This is a genomic window from Sphingomonas sp. Leaf38, from assembly GCF_001421825.1.
Lineage (GTDB): Bacteria > Pseudomonadota > Alphaproteobacteria > Sphingomonadales > Sphingomonadaceae > Sphingomonas.
The window spans coordinates 277,896-291,198 of sequence record NZ_LMLD01000010.1 but is presented as its reverse complement, the minus strand read 5'-3'; the positions used below and the strand labels follow the sequence as shown (position 1 = coordinate 291,198).

Below are 13,303 nucleotides of genomic sequence, written 5' to 3'. Positions count from 1 at the left end.
ATGGGGATTGGCTTGTCAAGCACGGTATTGGTGGAAGAGATGGCGCCGCCGCGTGGCGATCTGGCGCCGCGCGACTGGCTGGAGATTGGGCTGTCGTCGCTCAAGACCGGCGGGCTGCGCGCGCTGAAACTGCGCAGCCTGGCGCTGGCGCTGGGTGCGTCGACCGGAAGCTTCTACCATCATTTCAAGGATTTCGACGGCTATCATGCGGCGCTCGCTGGGTATTTCGTCGAGGCGCATATCGATCCACTGGTGGCCACGCTTACCGCGTCGGACTTGCCGCCGGTCGAACGGATCCGCGCGTTCGCCGATCATGTCCGCGATCACGACATGGCGCACCTCGCGCTCGCGATGCGCGCCTGGGCGAGAAGCGACGCGCGCGCGGCGGCAGCGATCCGCGAGCATGACGACAAGGTGATGGCGTTTCTCGTCGAGCAGTTGACCGCGCACGGGTTCGATTCGGTCGAAGCCGGGGTTCGTGCCTATGCGCTGCTCGCGATCGGTCTCAGCGAAGTGCATCCGGACGAGGCGATCGACCGCGACGTGCTCCGCCGCGGGTTGCTAACGCTGCTATGCGAGCGCTAGCCTGATGCCAAACCGCGACTCCGTAAAAAAGTGGAGCGCGAACAGGAGGATGCGGGCATGCAGACGTATGACTATGTGATTATCGGCGCCGGTTCGGCCGGCTGCGTGCTCGCCGCGCGATTGACCGAAGACCCCCATGTGACGGTGCTGCTGCTCGAGGCGGGCGGGCGCAACGATGGCGTGCTGGTGCGGATGCCCGCGGGGGTCGGCGAACTTATCAAGAGCAAGAATGCGAGCAACTGGGGCTTTTCAACCGAACCCGAGCCGCATCTCGACAACCGCCGGCTGTGGTGGCCGCGCGGCAAGGGGTTGGGCGGCAGCTCGTCGATCAACGGCATGATCTACACGCGGGGTCATCCGCAGGATTATGACGAGTGGCGGCAGATGGGGTTGCCGGGCTGGTCGTTCGACGACGTGCTGCCCTATTTCAAGCGGCTCGAAGGGCATCATCGCGGGGATTGCGACCTGCACGGTGGCGGCGGGCCGCTGACGATCTCAAGCGGCGAGTCCGACAGCCCATTCTACGACGCGCTCGTCGAAGCGGGGCGGCAGGCGGGCTATCCCGTCACCGAGGATTTCAATGGCGCGAGCCAGGAGGGGTTCGGGCGCTACGATCTAACCGTTGCGGACGGTAAGCGGTGGAGCACGGCCGCGGCGTATCTGCGGCCGGTGTTGTCGCGGCGCAACCTAACCTGCGTGACGGGCGCGCGGACGACTCGGATACGGATCGACAAGGGACGCGCGGTCGGTGTCGACTACGTGCTCGACAAGGGCGGGCGGACGGAGAGCGTTACAGCTGCGCGCGAGGTGCTATTGTGTGCGGGCGCGGTGCAGTCGCCGCACATCCTCCAGCTGTCGGGGATCGGCGATCCCGACCGGCTGACCGCGGCGGGGATCGGTGTGGTCCACGCGCTGCCCGGTGTGGGCGAGAATCTGCAGGATCATCTCGACGTCGTGATGAACTGGACGTCGCGCGGGCTGCGCACCGGCTATGCGATCACCAAGGGTATCTCGATGCTCGGCGTGGGGCTCAACTACATGCTCCGCGGCAAGGGGGCAGGGCGGCAGCAATTCCTCGAGGCGGGCGCGTTCGTGTCGTCGCGCGAGGGGCTGTCGCGCCCCGACGTGCAGATTCACGCGGTGCTCGCGATCATGCAGGATCACGGCAAGGTCAAGGCGACCGCAGACGGCTTCACGCTGCATCTCTGCCAGTTGCGCCCTGAAAGCCGAGGGCGGATCGGTGTCGCCTCGGCGGATCCGTTCGCCGATCCGGTGATCGCCGCCAACTATCTGGCGACCGCGGAGGATCGCCGGGTGATGCGCGCCTGTATCGGCATCGGTCGCGATGTCGCACGGCAGGCGGCGCTCGATCCGTACCGTGTCGCAGAAGTGTCCCCAGGCGAGGACGTGCGGACCGACGACGAGATCGACGCCTGGGTGCGCCGGACCGCGGAGACGATCTACCACCCGGTGGGGACGTGCAAGATGGGGACGGCGGACGACGCGCTGGCAGTGGTCGATGCGACGTTAGCGGTGCGCGGGCTGCGAGGACTCCGGGTCGTGGATGCATCGGTGATGCCGACGCTGATCGGATCGAACACCAACGCGCCGACGATCATGATCGCCGAGAAGGCCGCGGACATGATACGCGGGCGGCACCTGGCTAGGGCGGCCTGAGGGCGCGGCCGCTTAACCACCGAGATGCCCCTCCCCGGCGGAGGCCGGGGCCCAGTTTGGGAACGTTGTTAACGAAGAACCGCGCTTCGTTTACGCCGACCTTTCCAACTGGGCTCCGGCCTTCGCCGGAGTGGTGGGGGCGCCGCGCGATGGGGACCTCCGCCAGCCCCTATTTCCCGTCATCCTGACGAAAGTCAGGATCCAGGATCACAAGCGACGGCGTTCGTGGCACTGGATCCTGACTTTCGTCAGGATGACGGTGGAACGAGGATGGGCGGCTCGGCCCGCTTTACCGCGGCGCCATCCGGATCGCGCCGTCCAGCCGCACGTCCTCGCCGTTGAAATACCCGCATTCGATCATCGTCAGCGCCAGCGCCGCGAACTCCTCCGGCCGCCCCAACCGCTTGGGAAACGGCACCGACGCCGCCAGCGCATCGCGAACCGGCTGCGGTGCCGCGGCCAGTAGCGGCGTATCGAAGATTCCCGGCAGGATCGTATTCACCCGGATCCCCTCGCTCATCAGGTCGCGCGCGATCGGCAGCGTCATGCCGACCACGCCCGCCTTCGACGCGGAATAGGCGGCCTGCCCCATCTGGCCGTCTTCCGCCGCAGCGCTCGCGGTATTCACGATCGCCCCACGCTCACCGTCGTCGCCGGGCTCCAGCGTCAGCATACCCGCCGCCGACTTGGCGAGGCAGCGGAACGTGCCGACCAGGTTGATCTGGATGATCCGGTCGAACGCATCGAGTGGGAAATGCTTGATCGAGCCGTCCTGCTTCGATCGCCCTGCGGTCTTCGCGGCATTCCCAGTGCCCGCGCAATTGACGAGGATCCGCTCCTGCCCATGCGCCGCGCGTGCTGCCGCGAACCCCGCATCGACGCTGTCATCCGACGTCACGTCGACCTTGCAGAAGACGCCGCCAATCTCGTCGGCCAGCGCCTCGCCCTTGTCCACCTGGAGATCGAAGATCGCCACCTTCACGCCCTTGGCGGCCAGCGCGCGCGCGGTGGCGGCGCCCAGGCCCGACGCGCCGCCGGTCACGACGGCAGCACAATTTGCGAGGTCCATGCATCTCTCCTGTCAAAGCCCCAAGATCCGCGTCCCGGTTGCAGAACAATAGTTATGCTCGTATTCGAGGCTTGCCAAGCCGGCATGTCGCTGAGGATCCGACGATGAGCCACGCCATGTTGCAGAATGCCAGCCCGCACTGGCTCCCGCGCCAGCGTAAAGGCGCACTCGATCACATCCCGGGTGACGACGGCCTCCCGCTGTTCGGGAACACGTTCAAATTGCTGGCCGATCCGATCGGATTTCCGCGCAGCATGGTCGCGCGATTCGGGCCGGTCTATCGCAACACCGCGCTCGGCGGGACGGGGCTGATGCTGCTCGGGCCCGACGCGAACGAGCTGATCCTGTTCGATCGCGACAAGATATTTTCGTCCGAGCAGGGCTGGGGCCCGCTCCTCAACCTGCTGTTCCCGCGCGGTCTGATGCTGATGGATTTCGAGAAGCACCGCACCGACCGGAAAACGCTGTCGGTCGCGTTCAAGCCCGAGCCGATGCGGCATTATGCTACCGAACTCGATACCGGGATCGCGGCCGCGATCGGCGGCTGGGCCGGCCGCACGGTACGCTTCTACGACGTCGTAAAGAAACTCACGCTCGATCTCGCCGCGACCAGCTTCCTCGGCGTGCCGCTGGGGGCGGAGGCGGACCGGATCAACCAGGCGTTCGTCGACGAGGTGCAGGCGAGCGTCTCGCCGATCCGCAAACCCTGGCCGGGCACGCAGATGCGCAAGGGCGTGAAGGCGCGCGCCTATCTCGTCGACTTTTTCGAGCGCGAGATCCCCGCGCGACGCAGCGGCGACGGGCAGGATTTCTTCTCGCAATTCTGTCGTGCGACCGATGACGACGGCGCGCCGCTGACCGCACTCGCCATCGCCGATCACATGAACTTCCTGATGATGGCCGCGCACGACACGATCACCTCGTCCGCGACGAGCCTCGTCATGCTGCTCGCGCGCAACCCGGAGTGGCAGGAGCGGTTGCGCGCCGAGGTCGCCGCGCTGGATACGGCGCTGCCGCTGACCGAGCAGCTCGATCGCCTCGTCCTTACCGAATATGCGTTCAAGGAATCGCTGCGGATGATGCCGCCGGTCCCGTCGATCCCGCGCCGCGCGCTCAAGCCGTTCCGCTTCGGCGGGTTCGATATCCCGGCGGGGACGAGCGTCGGCGTCGGCATCACCTATACGCACCACATGGCGGAATTCTGGCCCGATCCCGATCGGTTCGATCCGCTGCGCTTTACGCCCGAGGCGTCGAAGGGGCGGCACCGGTTCGCGTGGGTGCCGTTCGGCGGCGGCGCGCATATGTGCATCGGGCTGCACTTCGCGACGATGCAGATGCGGCTGCTGATCGCGCATCTGCTGACGCGCTACCGGATTGAGGCGGCGGCGGGGAGCGGCGATGCGTGGCAGGTCTTCCCGATTCCGCGCCCGAAGGACGGACTGCCGGTGACGTTCGTACCGCTTGCCACCACGTAATATTATGTCATCTTCGCGCGGTTCATTCGAAGGAGCCGCCCGTTGCGCTTGACCCTTGCCTTTCTCCTGCTAGCGGCGACGCCGGCGTTCGCGCAACACCAGCCGACCGCACCGCTATCCGAAGGTCCGACGCGCAGCTTAACCGGCAGCGACCTGTTTGGTCTGACGATCGCGGCGGACCCGCAGATCAGCCCGGACGGCAAGACGATCGTCTATGTCCGCCGCACCGGCGACGTGATGACCGACAAGATGCAGTCCTCGCTCTGGCTGATCGACGTCGCGAGCGGCCGGCAGACGCCGTTCGCCACCGACGGCAGCAGCCCGCGCTGGTCGCCCGATGGATCGCGCATCGCCTATGCCGCGCGCGATGGCGAGGGATCGCAGCTGTTCGTGCGCGGGATCGGTGCGGCGCAGAGCGCGCGGATCACGAGCTTCCCCGGCGATCCGCAGGCGCTCGCCTGGTCGCCCGAAGGGACAAGGCTCGCCTATATCGCGACGGTGGCGGGCGAGGGCACCAAGCTCGGCGCCGCCCCGGCCAAGCCCGAGGGTGCGAAATGGGCCGAACCGCTGACGATCATCGACCGCGTCAACTATCGCAACGACGGGCCGGGCTATGTGAAGCCGGGCTACGACCATCTGTTCGTGGTCGGCGCGGACGGGGGCGCGGCGCGGCAACTGACCTATGGCAAGTTCGACGATGGCGGCCCGCTGTCGTGGACGCCCGATGGCCGCAGCATCGTTTTCGCTGCGATCCGTGGGCCCGCGGCGGATCGCCAGGTGATGAATTCCGACGTGATCGCGGTCGATGCGGCGAGCGGCACGATGCGGACGCTGACGACGCGCGACGGCCCCGACGCCCAGCCTCGCGTCTCGCCCGACGGTGCGAAGATCGCGTGGCTCGGCTTCGACGACAAGCGCCGCAGCTATGAGAACACGCAACTCTACGTCGGCGACCGTGATGCGGCATCGCCGCGCTCGCTGACCGCCACGCTCGACCGCGGAATCGAGGACGCGGTGTGGGCCGCCGACGGCCGCAGCCTGTATGCGAGCTATGACGATCACGGCCAGCGCAAGGTCGCACGCATCGGCGTCGACGGCCGGGTCACGCCGCTGATCGACAATGTCGCGGGCGGCGGGCTCGATCGCCCCTATACCGGCGGCGACTTCTCCGTCTCGAAGGGCGGCACGATCGCCTATACCGGTGGCGACGCGAGCGCCCCGGCAGACGTCTGGGTGCTGGCGGGCGGCAAGCCGCGCCGCCTGACGACGCTCAACGCGGTGCTGACCGGATCGAAGGCGCTTGCTCCAGTGCGCAAGATCGCGGTGACCGCGCCCGACGGTCGGCCAATCGACGCCTGGCTCGCCACCCCGCCGGGCCGCGTCGCTGGCCAGCGCGTGCCGTTGATCCTGGAGATCCATGGCGGGCCGAACGCCGCCTATGGCCCCGGCTTCGCGACCGACATGCAGCTTTACGCCGCCGCCGGCTATGCGGTGCTCTGGACCAACCCGCGCGGCTCGACCTCGTACGGCGCCGAGTTCGCGAACCTGATCGACAAGACCTATCCCGCCGCCGATTATGACGACCTGATCGCCTCGGTCGACGCGGCGATCGCCGACGGCACCGCCGATCCGGACAATCTGTTCGTCACTGGCGGATCGGGCGGCGGGCTGCTGACCGCGTGGATCGTCGGCAAGACCGACCGGTTCAAGGCCGCCGCGACGCAGAAGCCGGTGATCAACTGGATCAGCGAGGCGCTGACGATGGACAACACGCTGTTCACCTCACGCTACTGGTTCACCAAGCTGCCGTGGGAGGATCCGATGAGCTATTGGAACCGCTCGCCGCTGAGCATCGTCGGCAACGTCAAGACGCCGACTTTGGTGGTGGTCGGTGGCGACGATTACCGGACGCCGGTCAGCGAATCCGAGCAATATTACGCCGCGCTGCAGATCCGCGGCGTGCCGACCGCGCTGGTGAAGGTGCCGGCCGCGAGCCATGGCGGCCTCGCGGCCCGCCCGTCGCAATCCGCGGCCAAGGCGTCGGCGATCATCGCCTGGTTCGATCGATATCGGAAGCCGGCAGCAGTGACGGGAGCAGCACAATGACGATGCGATACATGATGCTGGCAGGCGTAGCGCTGGTCTCGACGGCGGCGGTCGCGCAGGTGCAGCCGCCGCGCGTGGCCAAGAAACCGTTTCTGGTGACCTCGCCCAACGGCGCGCGCGAAGACGATTATTACTGGCTGCGCGACGACACGCGCAAGAACCCCGAGATGCTCGCCTATCTCGCCGCGGAGAACGCCTATGCCGATGCGCAGCTGGCGTCGCTCAAACCGCTCGAGGCCAAACTCTACGAAGACACCGTCGCGCATATCAAGCAGGACGACAGCTCGGTCCCCTATGCGAAGAACGGCTATTATTACGGTTCCCGGTTCCAGACCGGCGCGGATTATCCGATCCTCGAACGCCGCAAGGGCAGCCGCACCGCGCCGGCCGAAACGCTGTTCGACCAGCCGGCGATGGCCAAGGGCCACAGCTTCTTCGCGCTGAGCGACTGGGCGGTCAGCCCCGACAACCGCCGCGTCGCCTGGGCCGAGGACACGGTGGGGCGCCGCCAATATGTGCTCAAGGTGAAGGATCTCGCGACCGGCGCGCTCCTCGCCGATACCGTCTCGAACATCGAGCCCAACGTCGTCTGGGCGGACGACAACAAGACCATCCTGTACGTCGAGAAGGACCCGGTGACGCTGCGCGGCTACCGCGTGAAGGCACATGTCCTCGGCACCCCCGTCACCAGCGATCGGTTGCTGTACGAGGAGAAGGACGACACCTATTCGATGGAGGTCTCGCGCACCGCCGACGACAGGTTTGTCTGCATCGGCGTCGGCAGCACGGTCAGCGACGAGCAACGCTGTGCCCCCGCCGCCGCGCCGACCCGCTTCACGATCGTCGCGCCGCGCGCGCGCGAGTTCCGCTACGGCGCGGATCATATCGGCAATCGCTGGATCATCCGCACCAACCGCGCTGCGAAGAACTACAAGCTCGTCACCGTCGCCGACGCGGACCTGGCCAAGGGTACGGCGGCGTGGCGTGACCTGACGCCGGCCAGCGACACCGTCTTCATCGAAGGCTTCAAGCCGTTCGACGGCTTCGTCGCGATCGACCAGCGCGAAGGCGGCAACCGCATGATCCGCGTGCTGAGCGACGCGGGCAAGTCCACGCCCGTCACCGCCGACGAACCCGCCTATCGCATGTCGCTCGACGTCAACGACCAAACCGCGACGCCGTGGGTGCGCTACACCTATGGCTCGCTCGTGACCCCGACGACGACCTACGAGGTCAACGCGCAGACCGGCGAGCGGCGCGTGCTGAAGGTCGCCCCGGTGCCGGGCTATGATCCCGCGAAGTACGTCACCGAACGCGTCTGGGCACCCGCGCGCGACGGTACGCGCGTGCCGGTCTCGCTGGTCTATGCCAAGGGTGTGAAGCGCGACGGCACCGCGCCGCTCTTCCAATATGCCTATGGCAGCTACGGCATTTCGAGCGATCCGGCCGTCGATCCGGGCCGGATCGGCCTGCTCGACCGCGGCGTCGTCTACGCGATCGCGCATATCCGCGGCGGGCAGGAGATGGGGCGCGGCTGGTATGACGACGGGCATCTGCTCAACAAGAAGAACAGCTTCACCGACTTCATCGACGTCACCCGCTATCTCGTTGCGCAGAAATATGCCGCCAAGGACCGGGTGGCCGCGATGGGCGGCAGCGCGGGCGGGCTGCTGATGGGCGGCATCGCGAACATGGCGCCGGCGGACTACAAGCTGATCATCGCGCAGGTGCCGTTCGTCGATGTCGTCACGACGATGCTCGACGCGTCGATCCCGCTGACGACGTTCGAGTACGACGAGTGGGGGAACCCCGCGAAGAAGGCGTCCTACGATTATATACTGAGCTATTCGCCCTACGACAACGTCGAGGCGAAGGCGTATCCGTCGCTCTATGTCGGAACGGGGCTATGGGACAGCCAGGTGCAATATTACGAGCCGGCCAAATGGGTCGCCAAGCTGCGCGAGAGGAAGACCGATACGAACCCGCTGCTGTTCCGTGTCAACATGGAGGCGGGGCATGGCGGAAAGTCGGGCCGGTTCGAGCGGTATCGCCAGAATGCCGAGTGGCAGGCCTTCATGCTGCAACAGCTAGGGCTGGCGAAGTAGCGCACCGCGCGGTGGGCGAAGACTGAAACGATAAAGAGGTTCGCGAATGCTGGTTCGGATTTTCATGGGCGCGAATTGGGTCGGCGCCGATCGGCAGGAGGATTACGAATTCGACGCGCTGCCGGCGGTCGGCCACAAGCTCGCGATTGCGTCTGAGGATGGCTGGGAGGTCGCGACGGTGCGCGACATCGTCCATCGGCTGACCGACCCGGAGACGGCGGCGGATATTGCGATTCTCGTATCGGTGCCGGTGCAGAGCGGAGAGGCCTCGGACGCGTTGCCGCTCGCCGGACTTGACGGCGTATCTGCCAAGCCATCGGGCGTATCGGTCCCCAAAACGACTGGCCCCTGGGGGGCGTAAACGAAGCGGAACGCCGACCAATTCACCCCCGCGGGGGGAGGTGTCATCGAAGATGACGGAGGGAGAGGACACGGAACGGGCGCGGGTCTTGCCGCCCCCTCCGTCGCCTCGCGTCACCTCCCGCTTACGGGGGAGGATCAAGCGATCAGACGCCGGCGTCGGTGAGGGGTCCCAGCTGATCCTCGGTCAGTTCGAGCGTCATCGCAGGCAGCAGGTCTTCGATCTGCCTCACGCTGGTGGCGCTGGCGATCGGCGCAGTGACGCCGGGCTGCGCGATCAGCCATGCCAGCGCCACCTGCGCATGCGTGGCGCCGGTCGCCTCGACCACCGAGTCCATCGCGTCGAGCACGGCCTTGCCCTTGCCGTCGAGCAATTCGCCCATCCGCCCACCGCGGACGCTCTGGCCGAGATCGTCCTTGGTGCGGTATTTGCCGGTCAGGAAGCCCGAGGCGAGGCCGTAATAGGGCAGCACGCCGATATTCTCGGTGACGCAGTAATCCTGCAACTCGCCCTCGAACTTGGTTCGGCTGACGAGGTTATATTCGGGCTGGAGCACGTGATAGCGCGGCAGGTCCGCCGTCTTGGCCGCGTCGACCGCGGACTTCAGGCGAGCGGCGTGGAAATTGGACGCGCCGATGACGCGGACCTTGCCGGCATCGACGAGCCTGCCGAACGCTTCGAGGACGTCCTCCTGCGCGACATCCTCATCGTCCTGATGCGCGTAATAGAGATCGATCCGATCGGTGCCGAGGCGCTTGAGCGAGGCTTCGGCTGCTGCGGCGATGCGCGCCGGCGCGAGCTTCTCGCCGCCTTCGCCGGGCAGCATGCCGACCTTGGTCGCGATCAGCACGTCGTCGCGCTTGCCGCTGGCCTTCAGCCATTCGCCGATCATGCTCTCGGATTCGCCGCCCTTGTGGCCGTCGACCCAGGCTGAATAGATGTCGGCGGTATCGATCATCGTGCCGCCGCCCGCGACGAATGCGTCGAGCACCGCAAAGCTGGCGGCGCGGTCAGCCGTCCACCCGAAGACGTTGCCGCCGAGGACGAGGGGGGCGATCTTGAGATCGGTCGAACCGAGGCGGCGCAGCGTCATCGCGTCTGATCACTTTGATTTGAGGGTATGTCTGTCTCGGGCGCCGTTTCGTCAGGAGCGGCGACGACCGCGTTGAGATCGACGCTGTTCGCATCGAGCATCGCGGCCGCCTCGTTCAACTGATGCGCCTCGTCGGCGGTAACGGCCCCGGGTTCGCTGGCGGGCGAGCAGGCTGCCAGCGCCACGGGTAGAAGGACCGCCGCGCCCCATCCGTCATACCAGCGAACGCTGGTATCTTTCCGCTTGGGTCGACGAGACCCGAACCAAGAGATCCCGGCGTTCGGCGGGATGACGAGGGGAGGCAGGCGGCGATCCATTCAGGGATTAGTCCTTGATCGCATTGCCGGCGCGGGTCAGCGCGTTGCCCGTGGCATCGGCAGCGCGGTCGGCACCGTTGCTGATCGAGGCGCCTGCGCGGTCTGCACCGGCTTCGATACGGTCCCCGGCGCGGTCGGCCTTCACGTCGAGATTGTCGGTGGCGTTGTCCAGGCGCGCACCGGCATTGTCGAGCGAACGCTCGGCCGAACCCAGCGCACGATCGCTGGCGGCGCTGACGTCGTCGACCGCGTTGGCGGTGGTCGCGCTGGCATCGGCGGCGATTGCGTTGGCGGCCTGTGCCGTCTGGTCCTGCGCGTTGTTGCTGCAGGCTGCGAGACCGGCCGTCAGGGCCAGCGCGGGGATCAGAAACTTCTTCATATAAACTACTCCCGTTGACGATCTGGCGTCCCTCCCTCGGGTATCCCCGGGGACGTGGCCCTATGTGGACCAGCAAATGCCGGGTCCATAGCGCAATCGAACGCGGATGAAGCGTTTCCGATCCGTCACGATCGGACGCGATGCGATAAGTCGCAGAGGCTTACGGCTGCGTTGACCTCATATAAAGAAATCTTTATATGAGCTGGCATGACGATGGCGCTCGAAATCTTCCGTGCATTGGCGGACGCGACGCGGTTGCGGATTCTCGCGCTGTTGCGGCGCATGGAGCTGTCGGTCGGCGAGCTCGCACAGGTGCTCGGGCAGAGCCAGCCGCGCGTCTCGCGGCATGTGAAGATCCTGTGCGACGCCGGGCTTGCCGAGCGGCGCAAGGAGGGCAGCTGGGTCTTCGTCGCGCTGGGCACGCCAAGCGCGGTCGAGCCGATCGCGGCGGCGCTCGATGCGTGGGCCAAGGCAGAGCCCGATCACTGGGCGGTCGCGGATGCGGCGCGGCTGGCGGCGGTGCGCGCGGACCGCGCGGCGAGTGCGGCGGCGTGGTTCGAGGGGCATGCCGACGAATGGGATGCGATCCGCTCGCTCCACGTCGCCGAAAGCGAGATCGAGGCGGCGATGGCAGCGGTGCTCGGCGCGGCGCCGATGGAGACGCTGATCGATATCGGCACCGGCACTGGTCGGATGCTCGAGCTGTTCGGCGGGCGTGCCAAGGTCGCGCTCGGGATCGATCGGAGCTCGGAGATGCTGCGGCTCGCGCGTGCCAAGCTGCACGACATGGCGCATGCCGAACTTCGCCAGGCAGACCTGTACGCGTTGCCGCTCGAAGATGCCGCGGCCGATGTCGCGATCTTGCACCATGTCCTGCATTTCGCACAGCAGCCCGGCGCCGCGGTCAGCGAGGCGGCGCGCGTGCTTGCGCCCGGCGGGCGGTTGCTGATCGCTGATTTTGCAAGCCACGACCGCGAGGAATTACGACTGCGCGACGCGCATACCCGGCTCGGGTTCGCGGACGAACAGATGGCGGCGTGGTTTGACGCGGCGGGCTTGCAGACGGCGCGCGTCGAGACGCTCGAGGGCGGCGAGTTGACGGTGAAATTATGGCTCGGTCGCAAGATCGGCGCGAGCCTGCGTGAGGTGAAGGCGGCATGACGAACATTTCGATCCCCCAATTGGCGGAAGCGCGACGCGCACTCGAGGAACCGTTGTTCGCGGATCTGGCGGGCGACGTCGGCATCAGCTTCGAATTCTTCCCGCCCAAGACCGAGAAGATGGACACGCAGCTCTGGGAGGCGATCCGCACGCTGGAGCCGCTCGCGCCCGATTTCGTGTCGGTCACCTACGGTGCGGGCGGATCGACGCGCGAGCGGACGCACGCCACCGTCGCGCGGATCCAGCGCGAGACGTCGATGAACGCGGCGGCGCATCTTACTTGCGTCGAAGCGACCAAGGCCGAAATCGACCAGGTCGCCGAGGAATATTGGGCGGCGGGCGTGCGCCATATCGTCGCGTTGCGCGGCGACATGCCGACGCTCGGCCAGCCCTATCAGGCGCATCCGGGCGGGTATGAGAATGCGGCGGCGCTGGTCGCGGGTCTGCGCAAGCTGCACCCGTTCGAAATCTCGGTCGCGGCCTATCCCGAATGCCATCCGGAATCGGGTGATCCCAATGCGGATATCGACAATCTGAAGCGCAAGCTCGATGCGGGCGCGAGCCGTGCGATCACGCAGTTCTTCTTCTCGCCGGAAGCCTATTTCCGGTTTCGCGACCGGGTTGCCGCGGCGGGGATCACCGCGCAGATCCTGCCGGGCATCCTGCCGGTGTCGAACGTCGCGCAGACGCGCAAGTTCGCGGGGCTTTGCGGCGCGGAGATCCCGGCCTGGATGGACCGGCTGTTCGAAGGGCTCGACGATCATCCCGCCGCGCGACAGCTCGTCGCGGCGACGATCGCGGCCGAGATGTGCCGGCGGCTTTATGCGGGCGGCGTGAAGGATTTCCACTTCTACACGCTCAACCGCGCCGAACTCGCCTATGCTATCTGTCATATGCTCGGCGTGCGCGCGAAGAGCGATGTGACGGTGGCTGCGGCGTAACTCCCCTTCCGCTTGCGGGAGGGGTTGGGGGAGG

The 13,303-nt window shown here is 66.8% G+C and carries 12 protein-coding genes; 8 read left to right on the top strand and 4 right to left on the bottom strand.

What is annotated here, in order from left to right; translation table 11 throughout:
* Positions 1 to 12 precede the first annotated feature (12 nt).
* Complete coding sequence (locus tag ASE88_RS06895; protein ID WP_162233403.1) at positions 13 to 585, top strand: TetR/AcrR family transcriptional regulator; 573 nt, start codon at positions 13 to 15, stop codon at positions 583 to 585.
* A gap of 57 nt (positions 586 to 642) precedes the next feature.
* A complete protein-coding gene (locus ASE88_RS06890; protein WP_055879176.1) occupies positions 643 to 2,262 on the top strand; it encodes a choline dehydrogenase in 1,620 nt (539 codons plus the stop codon).
* A 289-nt stretch (positions 2,263 to 2,551) separates the two neighbouring features.
* Here ASE88_RS06890 and ASE88_RS06885 read toward each other — a convergent pair whose 3' ends face one another.
* Positions 2,552 to 3,331: an SDR family NAD(P)-dependent oxidoreductase gene (locus ASE88_RS06885; RefSeq protein ID WP_056476934.1), complete on the bottom strand. Its 780-nt coding sequence runs from the start codon at positions 3,329 to 3,331 to the stop codon at positions 2,552 to 2,554.
* Between the two features lie 104 nt (positions 3,332 to 3,435).
* On the opposite strand from ASE88_RS06885, the gene ASE88_RS06880 reads away from it, so the two are divergent.
* From ASE88_RS06880 to ASE88_RS06865, 4 genes are read left to right on the top strand one after another with little or no spacing between them, the layout of a single operon-like run.
* Positions 3,436 to 4,806, top strand: coding sequence for a cytochrome P450 (locus tag ASE88_RS06880; RefSeq protein ID WP_055879183.1), 1,371 nt, complete (start codon positions 3,436 to 3,438; stop codon positions 4,804 to 4,806).
* A gap of 42 nt (positions 4,807 to 4,848) precedes the next feature.
* Positions 4,849 to 6,912, top strand: coding sequence for an alpha/beta hydrolase family protein (locus ASE88_RS06875; RefSeq protein ID WP_056476932.1), 2,064 nt, complete (start codon positions 4,849 to 4,851; stop codon positions 6,910 to 6,912).
* Positions 6,909 to 9,017 (top strand): S9 family peptidase, encoded by a 2,109-nt coding sequence (locus ASE88_RS06870; RefSeq protein ID WP_235527860.1) that lies wholly within the window; start codon positions 6,909 to 6,911, stop codon positions 9,015 to 9,017. The genes ASE88_RS06875 and ASE88_RS06870 overlap by 4 nt, the downstream gene beginning before the upstream one ends.
* A 46-nt stretch (positions 9,018 to 9,063) precedes the next feature.
* Positions 9,064 to 9,378, top strand: a complete 315-nt coding sequence (locus ASE88_RS06865; protein WP_156356968.1) for a hypothetical protein — start codon at positions 9,064 to 9,066, stop codon at positions 9,376 to 9,378.
* 145 nt (positions 9,379 to 9,523) lie between these two features.
* Here the strand turns inward: ASE88_RS06865 and ASE88_RS06860 are convergent, their stop codons facing one another.
* The 3 genes from ASE88_RS06860 to ASE88_RS06850 are packed head-to-tail and all read right to left on the bottom strand — an operon-like array spanning position 9,524 to position 11,167.
* Positions 9,524 to 10,471, bottom strand: a complete 948-nt coding sequence (locus ASE88_RS06860) for an aldo/keto reductase (RefSeq protein ID WP_056476923.1) — start codon at positions 10,469 to 10,471, stop codon at positions 9,524 to 9,526.
* Entirely contained in the window at positions 10,468 to 10,788 is a 321-nt protein-coding gene (locus ASE88_RS19435) for a hypothetical protein (RefSeq protein WP_235527859.1), read from the bottom strand. Before ASE88_RS19435 ends, ASE88_RS06860 begins: the two co-directional genes overlap by 4 nt.
* 7 nt (positions 10,789 to 10,795) lie before the next feature.
* Positions 10,796 to 11,167, bottom strand: a complete 372-nt coding sequence (locus tag ASE88_RS06850; protein WP_055879195.1) for a hypothetical protein — start codon at positions 11,165 to 11,167, stop codon at positions 10,796 to 10,798.
* Between the two features lie 207 nt (positions 11,168 to 11,374).
* Between ASE88_RS06850 and ASE88_RS06845 the strand changes: the two genes are divergently transcribed.
* Together ASE88_RS06845 and metF are read left to right on the top strand one after the other, a co-directional pair.
* Positions 11,375 to 12,328: an ArsR/SmtB family transcription factor gene (locus ASE88_RS06845; RefSeq protein ID WP_055879198.1), complete on the top strand. Its 954-nt coding sequence runs from the start codon at positions 11,375 to 11,377 to the stop codon at positions 12,326 to 12,328.
* On the top strand, positions 12,325 to 13,269 hold the full coding sequence (metF, locus tag ASE88_RS06840) for a methylenetetrahydrofolate reductase (RefSeq protein WP_055879202.1): 945 nt from the start codon (positions 12,325 to 12,327) through the stop codon (positions 13,267 to 13,269). The genes ASE88_RS06845 and metF overlap by 4 nt, the downstream gene beginning before the upstream one ends.
* Positions 13,270 to 13,303 lie beyond the last annotated feature (34 nt).

Excerpts from the sequence above, each read along its gene's own strand:
- ASE88_RS06890 (WP_055879176.1), top strand. The coding sequence starts at position 643 with ATGCAGACGTATGACTATGTGATTATCGGCGCCGGTTCGGCCGGCTGC.
- ASE88_RS06885 (WP_056476934.1), bottom strand. The coding sequence starts at position 3,331 with ATGGACCTCGCAAATTGTGCTGCCGTCGTGACCGGCGGCGCGTCGGGC.
- ASE88_RS06880 (WP_055879183.1), top strand. The coding sequence starts at position 3,436 with ATGAGCCACGCCATGTTGCAGAATGCCAGCCCGCACTGGCTCCCGCGC.
- ASE88_RS06870 (WP_235527860.1), top strand. The coding sequence starts at position 6,909 with ATGACGATGCGATACATGATGCTGGCAGGCGTAGCGCTGGTCTCGACG.
- ASE88_RS06865 (WP_156356968.1), top strand. The coding sequence starts at position 9,064 with ATGCTGGTTCGGATTTTCATGGGCGCGAATTGGGTCGGCGCCGATCGG.
- ASE88_RS06860 (WP_056476923.1), bottom strand. The coding sequence starts at position 10,471 with ATGACGCTGCGCCGCCTCGGTTCGACCGATCTCAAGATCGCCCCCCTC.
- ASE88_RS19435 (WP_235527859.1), bottom strand. The coding sequence starts at position 10,788 with ATGGATCGCCGCCTGCCTCCCCTCGTCATCCCGCCGAACGCCGGGATC.
- ASE88_RS06850 (WP_055879195.1), bottom strand. The coding sequence starts at position 11,167 with ATGAAGAAGTTTCTGATCCCCGCGCTGGCCCTGACGGCCGGTCTCGCA.
- ASE88_RS06845 (WP_055879198.1), top strand. The coding sequence starts at position 11,375 with ATGACGATGGCGCTCGAAATCTTCCGTGCATTGGCGGACGCGACGCGG.
- metF (WP_055879202.1), top strand. The coding sequence starts at position 12,325 with ATGACGAACATTTCGATCCCCCAATTGGCGGAAGCGCGACGCGCACTC.